The organism is Streptomyces sp. KL2 (genome assembly GCF_046529545.1).
Taxonomy (GTDB): domain Bacteria; phylum Actinomycetota; class Actinomycetes; order Streptomycetales; family Streptomycetaceae; genus Streptomyces; species Streptomyces radiopugnans.
Window position 1 is genome coordinate 2,697,323 of record NZ_CP127170.1, and the last position, 16,990, is coordinate 2,714,312.

Below are 16,990 nucleotides of genomic sequence, written 5' to 3' on the forward strand. Positions count from 1 at the left end.
CCATGCGCAACGCCGACATCCGTCGCCTGGACCGCGCGATCCAGTCGACCGTGAAGAAGCTCGAAGCGGTCCGCCGGGGCGAGTGGTGGCCGCTGAACCGCAGTGAGCGCCGGGCGATGGCCCGCGCGCTGGCCAGTGGCGCCTACACGGTGGCCCGGGGCCGCAGCGCCGACCGCGCCGAGCAGCGCATGGACACCACCGGCAACGCGGCCGAGATGCGGCTGACTGCGGAGTTGACCGCGCTGCACGGCGAGCGGCAGCGGCTCATCACCGAGGCCGCCCGCGCCAAGGCCCAGCGGAAGTCGTCCGGCTGGTTCTGACCAGCCGCCCCTGCCCGCCGGGGTGGCCGCTCTTTCCACGGACCCAGCCACCCCGGCTCTCTCTTACTCCCGCCCCCGCTGGGGGCAGTCAGGAGCACGTCCAGCATGTCTGAGAACGTCGTCCCCCTCCACAAGCCCACCGACCCCCCGACCGACGGCACCGCCCCCACCGTGCTCACCGTGGTGCCGGACGCGCCGCCGGCCCGGCCCGTGCCGCTGTGGGTCCGCTCCGGACGCGCGGTGAAGAGGGCCGTCACGCACGAGCGCACGCGGTCGGCCGTCCGCGCAACGGCCCGGCACAGCCTCTACACCCTCAACGGCGGGCGGATCGTGGCCCGCCGCACCTGGGACGGCCGCACCGGCGCCCGCTATGAGCGGATGATCCGGGCGGCGGAAGCCGCGGGGAACCTGGAAGCGGCCGAGGAGTGGGAGGAGCGGCTCACCCGCTTCCGCGCCGCCCGCCACCACCGCCGCATGGACCTGCTCCACTCGCCGGTGGAGGCCGCCAGGGGCGTGGCCGTCGGCGCCGGCATGAGCATCGGTGTGCTGGTCGCCCTCGGCGTCGCCATGGCCCTCCACACCGGCCACGTCGGCGACATCATCACCCCGCTGTCGGCGACCATCGACTTCATCGCCCTGCTCATCCGCATCGTGCAGATCGTGTGGGGACCGGCGCTCACCATCGCCCCGCTCCTGGCCCTGCTGGCCCTGTGGTCGGTCGGCCGCAAGCAGCACGCCGCACCCGCCTGGGCCCTGCCCGCGAACGTGCGGTCGGGTGAGGGTGAGCCGATCACGCCGTCCATCGTGGTCAAGGCCCTGCGCGACCTCGGAGTCCCCGCCCTGACCAGGGCCATCAAGGAGATGGGCGACGCCGGTGCGTCGATGCTGGGGCCGATCACCATTGCCGGATGCGGCGTGGAGGTCGACGTGACGCTGCCGTCGGGGGTGTCGACCAACGAGGTGCAGAACCGGCGGCGGAAGCTGGCGGAGAACCTGACCCGGCATGAGCACGAGGTGTTCATCACCATCCCCACCGCCGCCCGCACCGTCAGGTTGTGGATCGCGGACTCCGGCGCGCTGGATGAGCCGATCGGCCCGTCCCCGCTGGTCACCGACGAGACGATGACCGCCGACTACAAGAAGGGCAAGGCGCCGTGGGGGCAGGACCTGCGCGGCGACGCCGCCGCCCTGTCCCTCTACCAGCGGCATCTCCTGATCACGGGGCTGTCGAACCAGGGCAAGACCGTGGCGCTGCGCTCCCTGGCCCTGTGGCTGGCGCTGGACCGGTCGGTGCAGTTCCTCATGGGCGACCTCAAGGGCGTGGGCGACTGGGCCATGTTCGACGGCCTCGCGGACGTGCTGATCCAGGGCCCGACCGATGAGCACGTGATCCAGGTGACCGAGATGGTCGAGAGCGCAGTGGAGGAGATGAACCGCCGCATCCAGGCCCCGCCCGGAACGCAGTTCCCGCCGCTGATCGTGCTGGTCGACGAGGCGCAGGTGGCGTTCATGTGCCCGGCCAAGGACGAGGACAAGCGGCCCTATGGCGGCTCGAAGGCCAACTCCCGGTACTTCATGGCCGTCCGCAAGATCCACAACCAGGGCCGTGCGGTGAACGTGCTGATGTGGCAGGGCACCCAGGACCCGACCAACGAGAACCTCCCCAAGCTCGTCCGCGAGGGCGCCCACACCCGCGCCTCCCTCGCCCTGGGCACCGAATCCCAGGCCCGCATGGCGCTGGGAGACAAGGCGGTCGACGGCGGGGCGGCCCCGAACCTGCTGCGCCCCGGACTGGACCGGGGCACCCTGGTCGTCGCCTCCGACGGCATCGCCATCCCCGCCGGACAGTCCTCCATCACGGTGCGCACCCACTACATCGACGACGACGCCGCCAAGGCCATCACCGACCGGGCCAAGGCCCTGCGCGACGGCGTGACCACCCTGCACGCCATCGAACAGAGCGCGGACCACGACCCGCTGGCCGACATCGCCGCCGTCATCGGCGACGCCCCCCGCGTGCGGACCAAGGACGTGCTGGCGCGGCTGGCCACGCGGAACGCCGACGCCTACGGCGGCTGGTCGTTCATCGACCTCAAGCGCGTCCTGGACGACGCCGACGCCCAGCCCTACAAGTCCGACGGCGTGATGGTCGTCTCCCGCGACCGGGTCGCCCGCGCACTCGCCAACCGCGACACCGACGGTTCCGCTTCCGCCGACTGACGGCAGGGAGCGCACCGCCGACGGGTCAGGGAGGCAGGGAGAACTCCCTGACCCCCTCCCTGGCTCGCCTCCCTGGCCCTGACCTGCACGAATGATCGTTCAGGGAGTCAGGGAGGCACCCAGGTCAGACCCCCGAAACACCCCTCCACACGGCACCCCGAAGGGGGTGCCGTCGCCTCCCTGGCCACGCGCCGGAAGGGATTCCGCATGTACCCCGAGAACGCTCCGCACGTGCCCGTTCAGCGGGCCGTGGAAGTCCACCAACCCACTCCGCTCCCGCCCACCGTCACCGCCCCGGCGCCGGTCGTCCCCGTCCAGCCGGGCACCGTTCCGGCGGTCGCGAGCATCGTCCTCCCGGACGGCCGCATCGTCACCGGCTACGCCATCGAGCACCCGCAGCCCGCCCCGGTCGCGGCCAAGCCGGCCGTCTCGCGGACGGCGGTGAACGTCGCCCTCGGCGGCGTCGGCTTCCTGGCGGTGTGCGGCGGGCTGCTGCTGCTCACCTCGTTCATCGCCGCGCTCACCGCGTTCATCACCCAGCTCATCGTCCTGGCCGCCGTGATCTTCGGGGGCTGGATCGCCGTGCAGCTCTTCGGCGCGAGCGGCCACCGGGGCGGCACGACCGTGCACATCCGTAAGGCCGTGATCAAGCGCAACCACTTCCACGGCTAGCCACGCCAAGAGCGGCCCGCGTCTCGCCAAAGCCTCGGGCCGCTCTTGCCCAACCGTCCTCAACAGACCTGTTGGAGGTCTCCCAGCATGACGCAACCCGCCCCCTTCCGGCGAGTGCCCGGCGACCGGCCGCGGCTGCTGGATCTGTACTCCTGCGCCGGCGGCGCCGCCATGGGCTACGCCCGCGCCGGTTTCGCCGTGGACGGCGTCGACATCGCCGACCGGCCCAACTACCCCTTCCCCCGCCACCGGGGCGACGCGCTCGCCTACCTCACCCGCCTGATCGCCACCGGCGAGATCCGCCGGTACGCGTTCGTCCACGCCTCCCCGCCCTGCCAACACGGTTGCGCGCTGACGGTGGGCACCAACCGCTCGCAGGGCTGGGGCCGTGCGCACGTCGACCTCGTGGCCCCCACGCGAGAGCTGCTGGACGCCACCGGCCTGCCCTACGTCATCGAGCAGCCCAACGGCCGCGCCGAGATCCGCAAAGACCTCACCCTGTGCGGCGAGATGTTCGGACTCAAGGTGATCCGGCACCGCAACTTCGAACTCGGCCGCTGGACCATCACCCGACCGGCGCACCGCCCGCACCGGGGCCGCGTGCGCGGCTGGCGGCACGGCCGCTTCTACGACGGCCCGTACGTGGCCGCCTACGGCAACGGCGGCGGCAAGCCCACCATCGGTGAGCTGCAAGCGGCGATGGGCATCGACTGGACCGACGTACGCGAGGAACTCACCGAAGCCATCCCGCCCGCCTACACCGAGCACATCGGCACGGCGTTCCTCACCACCACCGCGCTGGAGGTGGCGGCATGAACACCGCGACCAACACCCTGCACGCTGCCCTCGCCCTCGCGGCGTCCGGGGTGCCCGTGCTGCCCCTGCGCCGGGGCAAGGTCCCGTTCGGCAACTGCCCCGCGTGCGCGGACAACGCGTGCGGCGGCCGACTGAACATGAAGACCCCGGGCCCGTGCCGCTGCCCTCGGGTGTGCCACGGATGGGCCGCCGCCACCACCGACCCGGCCGTCATCGCCTCGCCCGCATGGGCGGCGGCCTGGCGCCGGGCGGTGTGCGTCGGCTACCACCCCGGCGGTGCCGGGCTGACCGTGGTGGACCTGGACGACGCGGACGCCATCGCCTGGGCCCGCACCGCTCTGCCCGCCACGCGGACCGTGGAGACGACGCGCGGCGAGCACTGGATCTACCGGGGCACCATGGCCTCCCGCAACGCGGTCCGGCCCGGCGTGGACGTCAAGTCGGCCATGGCCTACGCCCGCTGGCTCGGGCCCGGCACCGGCCGTCTGACTGACCTGCCCGATGCCGTGCGCGTGCTGGCCGTGAAGGAGCCGTCCACGGCCCGGTCGGCGCCGCACGCCGTCACCGTGCCCGCAGGAGCCGGGGACGGGGAGTGCCCGCACCGCACGCCCACCTACCTGGAGCGTGGCATCGCCATGGCCGAGCAGCGCATCACCGCCGCCCGCAGCGCGATCCACGCCACCGTGTACCGCACCTTCCTGGCCGTGCTGTCCCGGCACGGCCGGTGCGGCTGCCTCACCGACACCCACGTCACCCGCCTGTTCACCGCTGCGCAGGCCAAAGGGGAGACGGCCCGGCACTGCATGGATGCGTGGACCAACGCCCGCACCCGGTTGGGACTGTGATCATGTCCGACGACGAGAAGAACCCCGCGCGCGAGATCATCACCGACTACGCACAATCCCACTTCCGGTACTTCCGCACCGCCGACGGCACCGTGTACGCGCAGAAGAACGGCCACCCCGTGGCCCGACCGATCCGCTCCCAGGGCACGACAGGCAGCCACCGGCAGGAACTCATGGTCGGCCTCTTCCGCGACGGGCTGGGCGTGTTCAACGGCACCGCGCTCAAGGAGGCGCTGGACCTGATCGAAGCGCTCGCGCTGACCGAGGACGTCCAGCCCGTCCACATCCGCGTTGCCCCCGGATTCGACGGGGCCACCTGGCTGGATCTGGGACGGGCCGACGGGCAGTCCGTGCGGATCCACCCCACCGGCTGGGACATCGCCATCCCCGACCCGCGCGAGGTGTGCTGGCGCCGCACCCAGCTCACCGGCGAGCTGCCCCTGCCGGCCAAGGACACCGACGGCAAGGGCATCGACGCACTGCTGCGGCTGTGCAACTTCGCCGGCGCCGAAACCGAGTGCCTGGCCATCGCCTGGCTCATCGGCTGCCTCACACCGTCCGTCCCGGTCCCCGCCCCCTTCCTCACCGGCCCCCAGGGCGCGGGCAAGTCCACCGGCGGACGCATGCTCATCAGGATCATCGAGGGCATGACCGGGGACCTGCGCCGGGCACCGAAGGACGAGGAGAACCTGATCGCGGCCGTGGCAGCAGGGTGGGTCACTGCCCTGGACAACCTCTCCCACATGACCCCGGACCTGTCGGATGCGATGTGCTGCATCGTCACCGGCGCCGAGAACGTCAAACGCGCCCTGTTCACCGACGGGGACGTCTTCCGCGCCCGCTACCGCCGTCCCCTGCTCCTGACCGGCATCGACGTCGGCGTCATCCGCCCCGACCTCGCCGAACGGCTCCTGCCCCTGCGCCTGGAGCGGCCCCGGGTGCGGCGCACCGAAGCGGAGCTGTGGACGGAGTACGCGGAAGCCCTGCCCGTGATCCTCGGATCTCTGCTGGACCTCACGGTGAAGGTCCGCGCGGTCGAGGCGGAGACGCCGACCGACCTGCGGATGGCCGACTTCGCGCACCTGTGCGCGCAGCTCGACGCCGCCACCGGCCTCGGAGCACTCACCGCCTACCGGAGCAGTCTGGACGACCTCAACGACGACGTGATCGAGGGCGACCTGCTGGCGCAGACCGTCCTGCGGCACGCCGCCGACATCGAACCGGGCACGGCGCAGCGAATGACCTCCACGGAGTGGCTGCACTGCCTCACCCGCCTCTACACCGGCGAGGACTTCCGCCCCCTGCCCAAAGGCTGGCCGACCACCGGCAAGGTCCTCTCCGACCGCCTCAAGCGTCTCCAGCCCACCCTCGCGGCCCGGGGCGTCCTCATCGACACGGGCCGCACCAAAGAGGGCCGCTACCTCGAAATGACCCGCTCACCGGCCACACCGCCGCACGAGCAACAGGCGTTCTGACCGACACTGTCGCGGACCGTACAAGCAAGAGGAGCACCACCGGCCAGGCGTGCTCCTCTTGCTGTTCGGCGGCGGAGCCGCCCTGCGATGGTCGCGTCGCGAAGCGGCTCCCTCTTCACGCCCTGAGCCGCACCACACCACCACAGACGCCCTCTCTTTTCCTAAGTAGAGGAACGCTGCGTCACCTGCGTCACCAAAGACCGAAAGACGGCCCATGACCTGCGCTGACAGGGGTGACGCAGAGCCGGAAGGCTGCGTCACCCCTGCGTCACCTGCGTCACCCGTGACGGACAGCCCGCGTCACCGGTGACGCACCCACGCCGCTCTGCGTCACCCGAAAACCGCAGCTCAGACAGCATGGATGACGCAGGTGACGCGGTGACGCAGAAATCCGCACCTCGGACAGACGAAGGCTCCAGAGAGGTCCCCCACTCCGTTCGCAGGCCACCCCAGAGGAGTCACCACATGAACTCCCCCCTGCCCACAAGTCACCAGGCCCTGACCGTCCCCGAAGTCATGAGCGCGCTCCGGATGAGCCGTTTCAAGGTCTACGACCTCATCCGCTCCGGCGCCCTGCCCAGCTACACCGAGGGCCGATCCCGGCGCATTCCCGCCGAAGCGCTCCGCACGTACATCCAGACCAAGCTCCAGGAGGCTGCCTGATGGCCAAGCGCCGCGCCAATGGCGAAGGCACCATCACCAAGCGCAAGGATGGCCGCTACCACGCTGCCGCCTACGTCTACCGTCCCGACGGGACGCGGGTGCGCAAGTTCGTCTACGGCAAGACCCGCGAGGAGGTGAGCGGGAAGCTCACCGAGATGCAGGAGAAGACGCGGCACGGCATTCCCGCCGCCACCTCGGCGATGCCCTTCGGGGACTACCTGACGTACTGGCTGGCCGTCATCGCACCGACACGACTCAAGCCCGCGACACTCAACAGCTACGAGGGGCTTTCCCGCCTCTACATCAGTCCGGCGCTGGGCAGGAAGCGACTCAACCGGCTGTCCCCCACAGACATCCGGCTGTTCCTCGCCGAGTTCAAGTCCGGCTGCCTCTGCTGTCTGCGTGGTGCCGACGCGGCCCGCGCCGAGGAGGAGCGCACGTGCTGCGCCGTGGGCCGCTGCTGCAAGCGTCGGCCGTCTGCGCGCACGGTCCAGTACGTGCATGCCGTCCTGCGGTCCGCTCTACAGCAGGCGGTCCGGGAGGAACTGATCGCCCGGAACGTCGCCCGGATCGTGGAGACTCCTACCGTCGAGCGCCAGGAGGTTCGCCCCCTGGACGCTGGCGAGGTGCGGCTACTCCTCAGAACGGCCCGCTCCCACCGGCTGTACGCCCTGTGGCTGCTGCTCGTCTCCACCGGTCTGCGCCGGGGGGAAGTTCTGGGACTGACCTGGTCGGACATCGACCTTGCCACCGGACAGCTACGGGTCCGGCGCAACCTCCAGCGCATCAAACGGGAGCTGATCTTCGGCACGCCGAAAACCGCACGGTCCATCCGCACGGTCTCGCTCCCGAAGCGCTGCGTGGATGCGCTCAGAGCCCACCAGGAGCGGCAGGCGCAGGAGCGGAAGGTGGCCGGCGAGAAGTGGAAGCCGCTCCCCGAGCAGCCGAGCGGACTCGTCTTCACGACCGCCACCGGTCGACCGACGGACCCCCGCAGCCTGAACCGGATGCTCACCATCCTGTGCCGTGACGCCAAGGTCCGACGGGTGCGCGTCCACGACCTCCGGCACACGTGCGCATCGCTGTTGCTCGCGCAGGGCGTCGACGCCCGCACGATCATGGAGACACTGGGGCACAGCACGATCACCATGACCCTGGACACCTACGCACACGTCATGCACACGACGCTGCAGGCCGCCGCCGACCGCATGGACGAGGCGCTGGGAGGGGAGGAGGCGACGCCGGACGAGGACGGACCGGGCCCCGAAACGGCGGTGTGATTCCTTTAGCAGAAGACGTTGATGTCACCCGCTGATGTCAAAGGCCCCTTGGGATGATCCCAAGGGGCCTTTGACCTGTGCGCGCTCGGCAGGATTCGAACCTGCAACCTTCTGATCCGTAGTCAGATGCTCTATCCGTTAAGCTACGAGCGCTTGGCTTCCCGGCTGTTTTCTTGCCGGTCGGCGTTGCGGGAACAACATTACATGACCTCCGCCCAGAGGTGAAATCCATTCGGTCAACACTGCCTGACCTGCGGTGATGCCCGACAGAAGGCACTCGCGGACCCTGGCCGCCGGCCCCCGGCGGACCTCTGGCGCCCCTCGGCGAACCCCTGGAACGGAGGAAGCCCCGGCCGTGCGGGCCGGGGCTTCGGTGATCATGATGATCGAAGCGGAGGCTGAGGGATTTGAACCCTCGATGGGCTTTAAGGCCCAAACCGCATTAGCAGTGCGGCGCCATAGACCAGACTAGGCGAAGCCTCCCCACGCGCCGCGTCACCGCGACGTGTGTGTGCTGATGATGGCACAGCCCGGGGGCTGTCTCCAATCGCAGCCTACGTTACCCGGCTGGCGGGTCCCCCGGCAAAGGGCTTTGCCCCTGGTGGCGGCACCGGTGGTGCGGCGGGCGGGTGGAGGTGCGCAACGGCGTGCGCGGTGGCGCGTTGGAAGGGGCAGGGAAGAACCCGCAGCCGCGCGGGTCCGCCCGCACCACACCTTCCGGGAGCCGCCATGCCGCGCCGCCGTACCGCCGCAGTCCTCGCCGGGGCCGCCGTACTCGCCACCGTGCTGACCCCCGCGTCCGCCCCCGCCGCCGTAGCCGCCTCCGCGCGCCCCTGGCCCGTGCCCATGCCCGAGCCCATGCCCGAGCCCGTCATGCCGGCCGCCCGGCAGGACCAGCTCACCATCACCGTCTCCACCTCCCCGGAGGGCGTAGCGGCACCGCACACGGCACCGCGGGGAGTACGCGGGGGCGGGGCGCCGACCCGGCGGACGCACACCCTCGACTGCCACCCCGCGGGCGGCACCCACCCCGACGCCCCCGCCGCCTGCGACGCCCTCGACCGGGCCTCCCAGGGACCGCGCGACCCCTGGCAGCCCGTCCCCGCGGACGCGATGTGCGCCCAGATCCACGGCGGCCCGGCCACCGCCCGCATCACCGGGGTGTGGCGCGGGCAGCGGGTGGACGCCTCGTTCCGGCGTACGGACGGCTGCGAGATCGCCCGCTGGAACGCCCTCGTGCCCGCCCTCCCCGGCCCTGGGGAACTGGGAGAGTGACGGACCTCATACGCCGGCCCGGCCCCGGGCCGGCGTTCTCCCCACCCTCCCCACGCATCCGCCGTCGCTTCCGCCACCGCTGGCCGTAGACTTCCCCTCTAGTGGCATGCGCGGGAGAGCGGCGCACCGGTCCGGTTCCGGCCCGGTCCCGGCACCGGTCCCGGTTCACCAGTCCCGGCCCGGTCCCGGCACCGCCACTGTGCACCAGCTGGTCAGCAGGGAGGATGCGTCGTCGTGAGCAGCAGGCCATCCCGAGGCGCTGCTCGCCTCGCAGCCATACTCGACGCACTGCCGGACGCGTTGCTCCTCGTGAACTGCAACGGCACGGTCGTCAACGCCAACAGCATCGCCCTGGAGGTCTTCGAGTCCCCGGGCACGGCCCTGGTCGGGCGCGGACTGCTCGACCTGCTCCCGGACTTCGACTCCAAGCTCATCCCCGGCTCGATGCGCCGCCCCGACGACGCCCCCCAGCCCCGCACCAAGCCGACGCGGATGGTGGCCCGGCGCACCGACGGGACCCAGTTCATGGTCGAGGTGACCAGCGCCAACCTGGAGGACGGGCGCACCCCCTACGAGTCGTCCTTCGAGGCCGCCTTCGCCGACCACGGCAACAGCTACACCGGCGACGAGCTGCTCATGCTCGTCGTCCGCGACCTCACCGGCACCGTCGACACCGAGGCCGAGCTGGCCCGGCAGCAGCGCCAGACCGAGATGATCCTGCGCGCCGCGGCCGAGGGCGTGGTGGGCGTGGACACCGAGGGCCGGGTCGTCCTGGTCAACCCGGCCGCCGCGCAGATCCTCGGCTACCGGGCCGGCGAGCTGGGCGGGCAGAAGCTCCACCCGCTCGTCCACCACTCGCGTCCCGACGGCAGCCAGCTCCCGTGGGAGGAGACGCCGCTCGCCGACAGCCTGCGCTCCGGGCGCAAGCACCGGGTGCGCGGTCAGGTGCTGTGGACCAAGGACGGGCGCGCGGTGCCGGTCGACATGACGACCGCGCCGGTGCGCGACGGCGACCAGCTCGTCGGCGCGGTGCTCGCCTTCACCGACCGCACCGCCTACGACGCCCTCGCCGCACGCCACGAGCAGCTCCTGGCCGTGCTGGAGAGCGGGCTGCGCGGGCCGCTGGAGCAACTCCGCGGCGAACTGGGCGGACTGGCGGCCGATCCGGCCGGGCAGCTGTGGCCGGAGGCGAACCAGACGCTGCACTACCTGGCCGCCGGCTACGCGCGCATGACCACGCTCGTGGACAACGTGCTGGGCTACCAGCGGCTGGACGCGGGCGCCGAGCGGCTCGCGCGCGAGACGGTGTCGCTGGACGAGGTGGTCTCGGCCGGCGTGGAGGGCGCGATCGAACTGATCGGGCCCGGACGCGCGCAGTTCGCGGTGCACGCCCCGCCGGTCGAGGTGGAGGTGGACCCGGTGCGGCTGGCACAGGCGCTGGCCCATCTGGTCGCGGACGTGGCCGGCGTGGACGCGACCGGCAACGCGCAGGGCCCCGCCTCCGGCGACTCGACGATCGTGGTCGCGGCGGCGCAGCGCGGGGACGTGGTGCGCATCGAGGTGCGCGGCCCGTACGGCGGCGGCAGCCCGGTGCACGAGCCGCTGGTGCGCGGGATCGTGCGGCGGCACGGCGGAGTGCTCCAGACCCACCAGGTGCCCGGGGCGGGAGGCGGCAGCGCCTACGTCCTGGAGGTGCCGGTCGGCTCCCCCGACCCGGCGAAGGCGGCGGCCCGGCGGAAGCAGGGCGCCCGGGAGCAGAGCACCGGGGAGCAGGACGCCCGGAAGGCGCGGGGCTCCCAGGACACGCAGGGCGCCCTGGACGCACACTCCACCCAGGGCGGGGGCGAGACGACGGTGATGCCCGTGCCGTCGCAGCCGGTGCGCGGCACGCCCGCCGCGCACGCGGCGGGTGCGGCGGAGGCCGCCGGCGGGGCGATCGCCCTGCCGCCCGGCCCGCAGGGCCGGGCGGAGAGCGCCGCGCCGGACGACGGCAGCGGCGCCGGGGCGGTCCCGCCCGGCGGCGGGCGCCGCCGGGCGCGGCGTGCGCTGGCCCAGGGCGGCGAGCGTACGGAGGACGCCGGGGACAGCGGCGAGCACTCGCTGCCGTCCGTACAGCCGGCCTCCGCGCAGCAGCCGTCCGCGAACGGCGCGGGCGCGTCCGCGCTCCCCCAACTCCCCCAGCAGAGCACCGGACGGCGTGCCCGCCGGGCCGCCGGGCCCGAGACGCCGGCTCCGGCCGCTCCCGCACAGGCGCCGGGGCGTACGGCGTTCGCGCTGCCCCCCGGCCCGACCCCGGCCGCGCACCCGGCCCCGGCTCCGCAGCCCGCGCAGCCCGCGCAGCCGCGGTTGCAGCCCGTGCAGCCACAACAGCCGGGGCAACCCCAGCCCGTACAGCCACAGCCCGTACAGCCTCAGCCCGCTCAGCAGCCAGAGGCCGCGGCCGTCCAGGAGGACCGGCCGACCGGCCGGCGCCGCCGCGTGCCGCCGCCCGAGGAGGCACCGCAGCAGGCTCCCGCCGCTGCCGAGCCGCATGCCTCCGGGCCCGAGCAGCACGCCCCCGCCGTTCAGCACGCCCAGCACTCCGGGCACACCCGGCACCCCGAACACGGCGGCACCGAGGGCGCGGGCGGTGCGGAGCAGCACGCCCAGGCCGACCTCACCGTGGTCGCGGCCAGCCCCATCCTGGGCGGCTCGGTGCCGCCCGAGGCGGCGCCCCGGCAGCGTGCGCTGCCGATGCCGGGCAGCGAGACGGCGCCGTCGGAGCAGACCTCCGGCGTCAGCGTGCGCACCCTCGGCCAGGGCGTGCCCTTCGCCCGGCAGACGGGCGAGCAGCACACCGGCCAGCACGCGGTCCAGCCGCCCGCACCGCAGGTGCCCGCCGCACCCCCCGCGCCTGCCGCGCCTCCCGCACCGCCTGCGCCGCAGCCCCCGGCCCAGGCACCCGTACCGCCCGCGCCCGGTCCCGCGCCCACCCCCACCTCCACGCCCGCGCAGACCAGCGCCGGGCCGGGGCGCCGCCGCAAGCTCGCGGCCCCGCCGGCGGAGAAGGAGCGCGCCGCCGAGGCGGCCGCCGCCGCCGTCACCGCACCGCCGCAGGCTCAGCCCCAGTACCCGTCGGCCCAGCAGTCCCTGGGCGGGCGGGAGTTCGCGATCGGCGCGCCCGAGGCCGGGGCCGAGGGGCCGGAACACCTGGACGGTCCGGGCGGCGCCGTGGAGGTCACCGGCGGCAGCGGTCAGGTGCCGCCGCCGGCCGACGACGAACTGCCGCCCGAGCCCCTGGACAACCCCCGGCGGCTGCTGGTGTGGCCCGAGCCGGACGTCTCCACCCAGCAGGCGCTGACCGACCGCGGCTACCGCCCCGTCATCGTCCACTCCCGCGAGGAGGTGGACGCCCAGATCGCGGCGTACCCGGCGGCCCTCTTCGTGGACCCGCTGACCGGCCCCATCACCCGCACCGCCCTGCAGTCGCTGCGCCAGGCGGCCGTCGCCGCCGAGGTGCCGGTACTGGTGACGGCCGGGCTGGGGCTGGCCTCGCGCGAGGCGGCGTACGGCGCGGACCCGGCCGTACTCCTCAAGGCCCTCGCGCCGCGCGACAGCGAGCAGCACCCGCCGCGGGTACTGCTGGTGGAGGAGCACGCGGCCATCGCGGAGGCCATGGCCGCGACGCTGGGGCGGCGCGGCATGCAGACCGCGCACGCCCCCTCGGACGCGGAGGCGGTGCAGCTCGCGGCGCAGATCCGGCCGAACCTGGTGGTGATGGACCTGATGCAGGTGCGCCGCCGCCGCGCCGGGATCATCGACTGGCTGCGGGTGAACGGCATGCTCAACCGCACGCCGTTCGTCGTCTACACCTCCGCCTCCATCGACCACGCGGAGCTGCCCGGCCTGGCGTCCGGCGAGACGGTCCTCTTCCTCGCGGAGAGGTCCACGAGTCCGGAGGTGCAGTCGCGCATCGTGGACCTGCTGGCGAAGATAGGCACCAACTAGGCGCCGGCCGGGTGTACCCCGCCATGAGGCCGGTCGCGGCCGGCTGACCGGCGGCCCGCGCACCGGTGGGCCCGCGCACCGGCGGGCCGCGTTCTACCGCCAGGTCGCGGTGCCGGGGTCGATGCCGTGGGCCCGCGCACTGGCGTCGACGATGCGGCGGAACCATGCGGCGAGGCCGGGGCGGATGCCGTCGTAGTGGGCGGCGAACCCCGGATCGGCCTCGTACATGCGGCCGAGACAGACCTGCATCCGCCTGGTGAGGGGGAAGTACGCGGCGAAGACCTCGCGGTGCCGCTCGACGAGCCGGTTCGCCTCCGGACTGCCGGGTGCGACGCCGGCGTCCATCGCATCCCCGAGGGCGCGCTCCAGGCCGGCGACGGCGTCGGCGACGGCCTGCCACTCCTCAGGGCCGCGGGAGGCCGAGCGTTCGGCGTACTGCCGCCACTGCTCCGTGCCCCCGTAACGCTCACGGGCCTGGGCCGGCCACTCCGGGTTCCACCGGGGGCCGAAGATCGCGGCCTGCTGCTCGGCGGTGAGCAGCGGGCCGCGATCGTGGGCGTCGATCATCCGGTCCAGCCCGGCGCCGAGCTGCCGGAGGCGGTCGATCCGCTCGGTGATCCGGGCGCGCTGCTCGCGCAGCGTGCCGGGGACGTCCGCGGCCGAGTCGTCCAGGACGGCCCGGATCGCGTCCAGGCCGAGGCCGAGTTCGCGGTAGACGACGATGCTGTGCAGGCGTTCCAGGTCACCGGCGGTGTAGAGCCGGTATCCGGCGGCCGTGCGCAGCGACGGCCGCGCCAGGCCGACCTCGTCCCAGTGGTGCAGCGCACGGACCGTCACGCCCAGCCGCGCCGAGACCTGGCCGACGGTCAGACCGCCGGCTTCAGCGGCGTCGGCGTCGGCGTCGGTGTCGGCGGCATCAGGCATGCTCCCCATTGTCGCCGCGGCCGTCGCCCGGCGGGGTGATACCGACGGCTTCAAGGTTCCGTGCCTCCTGACTGTCCGGATCGAAGGGCTTCGCCGCGGTGAGGACGATCCGTGCGTTCTCGGGGGTGGTCACCGTCACATCGCGGGTGTTCCAGGGGGTGTCCCGCGGACCGTCGACCGAGTCCGGGCGCAGCGCACGGCAGGACTCGACCAGGGAGTCGACCTGGCCGAGCACGCACGCGAAGCTGAGGCTCACCGCCGACGGCTGCTGCGGAACGCTTTCCGCCGGTACGAGGAGCACGTCCTGGAACGCCCACCGGCGCAGATGCACGACCCTGCCGGGGATGCCGAACAGCTCAATGAACCCGAGCCCGCGGACCCAGAAGTCCACCGACGCCGCCAGGTCGTCCGTGGGTATCGTCGCGAACGCGGGCATCCCGTAGATGCCGCGGAACGGCTCCGGCGGAACCGCGTCCGGGCCGGGAACGGGCACGGGACTCATCTCGAACGCGTTGTAGTAGTCGCTCATGCGCCCCACCCTCCGGCCTCACGCGGCGTGAGGGTCAAGCCGGGCCCGTGAAATCCCGCCCCGATCCCGGCAGGGGCTCCCGGAGCCGTACGCACCGCACGCGGCGGCGGCCCGGACGGGAGTCCCGTCCGGGCCGCCGCAACCCGTGCGACCCGTGCGCGGTCAGAGCTGGGTGACGTCCAGCTCCCCCTGCGCGTACTGCGCCCGGATCACCTTCTTGTCGAACTTGCCCACGCTCGTCTTCGGCACCGCCGGGATCACCGCCCACCGCTCGGGAAGCTGCCAGCGGGCGACCTTGCCGGCGAGGAACTCGCGCAGTTCCTCGTACGACACATCGCCGGCGCCCTCCTTGAGGACGACCGTGGCCAGCGGGCGCTCGCCCCACTTCTCGTCGGGCACGGCCACGACGGCGGCCTCGGCGACGGCCGGGTGGCCCATGAGCTGGTTCTCCAGCTCCACCGAGGAGATCCACTCGCCGCCGGACTTGATGACGTCCTTGGCGCGGTCGGTCAGCGTCAGGTAGCCGTCGGGGGTGACCACGCCGACGTCGCCGGTGCGCAGCCAGCCGTCGGGGCTGAACTTGTCCTCGGGGCGCAGGGGTTCGGCGTCCGCGCCCCCGTAGTACGCCCCGGCGATCCAGGGGCCGCGCACCTCCAGCTCACCGGCGGACTCGCCGTCCCACGGCATCTCGCTGCCGTCCGGGCCGATCAGCCGCGCCTCGACGGAGGCCGGGAAGCGGCCCTGGCTGATGCGGTACGGCCACGCCTCCTCCTCGTCGAGCCCGGCCGGCGGGTGGGCGACGGTGCCCAGCGGGGAGGTCTCGGTCATGCCCCAGGCGTGGGTGACCGTGACCCCGTACTTCTCGCCGAACTCCCGCATCAGGGAGGGCGGGCAGGCCGAACCGCCGATGGTGACGTTCTTCAGGGAGGAGATGTCGCGCGGGTTGGCGGCCAGCTCCGCCAGCAGCCCCTGCCAGATGGTGGGCACGGCCGCCGAGTGGGTGGGCTTCTCGGCCTCGATCATCGCGGCGAGCGGGGCCGGCTGGAGGAAGCGGTCGGGCATCAGCAGGTTGACGCCGCTCATGAAGACCGCGTGCGGCAGGCCCCAGGCGTTGACGTGGAACATCGGCACCACGGGCAGGGTGGTGTCGGCGTCGGTCAGACCCATCGACTCGCCCATGTTGACCTGCATGGAGTGCAGGTAGATGGAGCGGTGGGAGTAGACGACGCCCTTGGGGTCGCCGGTGGTGCCGGAGGTGTAGCACATGGCCGCGGCCTCGCGCTCGTCCAGCTCGGGCCAGTCGTACGAGGTCGGCCGGCCCTCGATCAGTGCCTCGTACTCGTGGACGGCCGGGCGGCAGCCCTCCAGTACGGAGGTGTCGCCGGGGCCGACGACCACGATGTGCTCGATCGGCTCCAGCTTGGGCAGCAGCGGCGCGATCAGCGGCAGCAGCGAGCCGTTGACCAGGACGACCTTGTCGGCCGCGTGGTTGACGATCCACGCGAGCTGCTCGGCGGGCAGCCGGAGGTTGAGGGTGTGCAGGACCGAGCCCATGGACGGGATGGCGAAGTACGCCTCGACGTGCTCGGCGTTGTTCCACATCAGGGTCGCCACGCGGTCGCCCGGGGCCACGCCGAGCTCGTCGCGCAGGGCGTGGGCGAGCTGGGCGGAGCGGGCGCCGACCTCGGCGAAGGTCCTGCGGTGCGGTTCGCCTTCCCCGGTCCAGGTCGTGATCCGCGACTTTCCGTGCACCGTGGTTCCGTGTCGCAGAATGCGCGAGACGGTCAGCGGTACGTCTTGCATCGTGCTCAGCACCGGGGCCTCCCGTGAACGAGATATACGTGCGCCGCCACGAGCGGGCGGCGCTGTCGTTGCCCGGAAGCCTGCCACCGACCGGTCGGTATGTCACTAGGCCGGACCCGGATATGTCGCCGTCTTTCCACCCCCCGCGCCGCCGGCCGCTCCTCCCCGGACCGGCTAGGCG

Annotated in this window: 13 protein-coding genes and 2 tRNA genes; 10 read left to right on the plus strand and 5 right to left on the minus strand. The window is 72.9% G+C overall.

The features are described from left to right. Positions 1-2: 2 nt before the first annotated feature. From QPK52_RS12225 to QPK52_RS12260, 8 genes are all read left to right on the plus strand, one after another. Positions 3-320, plus strand: a complete 318-nt coding sequence (locus QPK52_RS12225; RefSeq protein ID WP_410537492.1) for a hypothetical protein — start codon at positions 3-5, stop codon at positions 318-320. A gap of 105 nt (positions 321-425) precedes the next feature. Beyond that, positions 426-2,540, plus strand: a complete 2,115-nt coding sequence (locus QPK52_RS12230) for an FtsK/SpoIIIE domain-containing protein (RefSeq protein ID WP_410537493.1) — start codon at positions 426-428, stop codon at positions 2,538-2,540. A 207-nt stretch (positions 2,541-2,747) separates the two neighbouring features. Further along, the gene (locus QPK52_RS12235; RefSeq protein ID WP_410537494.1) at positions 2,748-3,212 is read left to right on the plus strand and encodes a hypothetical protein; all 465 of its coding nucleotides are present in this window, start codon (positions 2,748-2,750) and stop codon (positions 3,210-3,212) included. 87 nt (positions 3,213-3,299) lie between these two features. Beyond that, the gene (locus QPK52_RS12240; protein WP_410537496.1) at positions 3,300-4,028 is read left to right on the plus strand and encodes a DNA methylase; all 729 of its coding nucleotides are present in this window, start codon (positions 3,300-3,302) and stop codon (positions 4,026-4,028) included. Beyond that, a complete protein-coding gene (locus tag QPK52_RS12245) occupies positions 4,025-4,873 on the plus strand; it encodes a bifunctional DNA primase/polymerase (protein ID WP_410537497.1) in 849 nt (282 codons plus the stop codon). Before QPK52_RS12240 ends, QPK52_RS12245 begins: the two co-directional genes overlap by 4 nt. A 2-nt stretch (positions 4,874-4,875) precedes the next feature. Then, entirely contained in the window at positions 4,876-6,348 is a 1,473-nt protein-coding gene (locus QPK52_RS12250; protein WP_410537498.1) for an ATP-binding protein, read from the plus strand. 465 nt (positions 6,349-6,813) lie between these two features. Beyond that, on the plus strand, positions 6,814-7,011 hold the full coding sequence (locus tag QPK52_RS12255; protein WP_410537499.1) for a helix-turn-helix domain-containing protein: 198 nt from the start codon (positions 6,814-6,816) through the stop codon (positions 7,009-7,011). Beyond that, complete coding sequence (locus QPK52_RS12260; protein WP_410537500.1) at positions 7,011-8,291, plus strand: tyrosine-type recombinase/integrase; 1,281 nt, start codon at positions 7,011-7,013, stop codon at positions 8,289-8,291. Before QPK52_RS12255 ends, QPK52_RS12260 begins: the two co-directional genes overlap by 1 nt. 80 nt (positions 8,292-8,371) lie before the next feature. Here QPK52_RS12260 and QPK52_RS12265 read toward each other — a convergent pair. Both QPK52_RS12265 and QPK52_RS12270 read right to left on the minus strand, forming a co-directional pair. Further along, positions 8,372-8,444, minus strand: a tRNA-Arg gene (locus QPK52_RS12265). 239 nt (positions 8,445-8,683) lie between these two features. Continuing rightward, positions 8,684-8,774 (minus strand) — tRNA-Ser (locus QPK52_RS12270). Positions 8,775-9,020: 246 nt separating this feature from the next. On the opposite strand from QPK52_RS12270, the gene QPK52_RS12275 reads away from it, so the two are divergent. Further along, positions 9,021-9,566 carry an SSI family serine proteinase inhibitor gene (locus QPK52_RS12275; RefSeq protein WP_410537501.1) on the plus strand — a complete coding sequence of 182 codons (546 nt, stop codon included), beginning with the start codon at positions 9,021-9,023 and terminating at the stop codon, positions 9,564-9,566. A gap of 234 nt (positions 9,567-9,800) precedes the next feature. Beyond that, entirely contained in the window at positions 9,801-13,553 is a 3,753-nt protein-coding gene (locus QPK52_RS12280) for a PAS domain-containing protein (RefSeq protein WP_410537502.1), read from the plus strand. A gap of 93 nt (positions 13,554-13,646) precedes the next feature. Here the strand turns inward: QPK52_RS12280 and QPK52_RS12285 are convergent, their stop codons facing one another. The 3 genes from QPK52_RS12285 to QPK52_RS12295 all read right to left on the minus strand — a co-directional run bounded on the left by QPK52_RS12285 (position 13,647) and on the right by QPK52_RS12295 (position 16,821). Continuing rightward, positions 13,647-14,486 carry a MerR family transcriptional regulator gene (locus tag QPK52_RS12285; RefSeq protein ID WP_410537503.1) on the minus strand — a complete coding sequence of 280 codons (840 nt, stop codon included), beginning with the start codon at positions 14,484-14,486 and terminating at the stop codon, positions 13,647-13,649. After that, entirely contained in the window at positions 14,470-15,006 is a 537-nt protein-coding gene (locus QPK52_RS12290; protein ID WP_410537505.1) for a VOC family protein, read from the minus strand. The genes QPK52_RS12285 and QPK52_RS12290 overlap by 17 nt, the downstream gene beginning before the upstream one ends. Before the next feature lie 162 nt (positions 15,007-15,168). Further along, positions 15,169-16,821, minus strand: a complete 1,653-nt coding sequence (locus QPK52_RS12295) for a long-chain fatty acid--CoA ligase (RefSeq protein WP_410537506.1) — start codon at positions 16,819-16,821, stop codon at positions 15,169-15,171. Between the last annotated feature and the right edge of the window lie 169 nt (positions 16,822-16,990).

What these genes read in the sequence shown, in the direction of transcription:
- QPK52_RS12225 (WP_410537492.1), top strand. Translation starts at nt 3, where the DNA reads ATGCGCAACGCCGACATCCGTCGCCTGGACCGCGCGATCCAGTCGACC.
- QPK52_RS12230 (WP_410537493.1), top strand. Translation starts at nt 426, where the DNA reads ATGTCTGAGAACGTCGTCCCCCTCCACAAGCCCACCGACCCCCCGACC.
- QPK52_RS12235 (WP_410537494.1), top strand. Translation starts at nt 2,748, where the DNA reads ATGTACCCCGAGAACGCTCCGCACGTGCCCGTTCAGCGGGCCGTGGAA.
- QPK52_RS12240 (WP_410537496.1), top strand. Translation starts at nt 3,300, where the DNA reads ATGACGCAACCCGCCCCCTTCCGGCGAGTGCCCGGCGACCGGCCGCGG.
- QPK52_RS12245 (WP_410537497.1), top strand. Translation starts at nt 4,025, where the DNA reads ATGAACACCGCGACCAACACCCTGCACGCTGCCCTCGCCCTCGCGGCG.
- QPK52_RS12250 (WP_410537498.1), top strand. Translation starts at nt 4,876, where the DNA reads ATGTCCGACGACGAGAAGAACCCCGCGCGCGAGATCATCACCGACTAC.
- QPK52_RS12255 (WP_410537499.1), top strand. Translation starts at nt 6,814, where the DNA reads ATGAACTCCCCCCTGCCCACAAGTCACCAGGCCCTGACCGTCCCCGAA.
- QPK52_RS12260 (WP_410537500.1), top strand. Translation starts at nt 7,011, where the DNA reads ATGGCCAAGCGCCGCGCCAATGGCGAAGGCACCATCACCAAGCGCAAG.
- QPK52_RS12275 (WP_410537501.1), top strand. Translation starts at nt 9,021, where the DNA reads ATGCCGCGCCGCCGTACCGCCGCAGTCCTCGCCGGGGCCGCCGTACTC.
- QPK52_RS12285 (WP_410537503.1), bottom strand. Translation starts at nt 14,486, where the DNA reads ATGGGGAGCATGCCTGATGCCGCCGACACCGACGCCGACGCCGACGCC.
- QPK52_RS12290 (WP_410537505.1), bottom strand. Translation starts at nt 15,006, where the DNA reads ATGAGCGACTACTACAACGCGTTCGAGATGAGTCCCGTGCCCGTTCCC.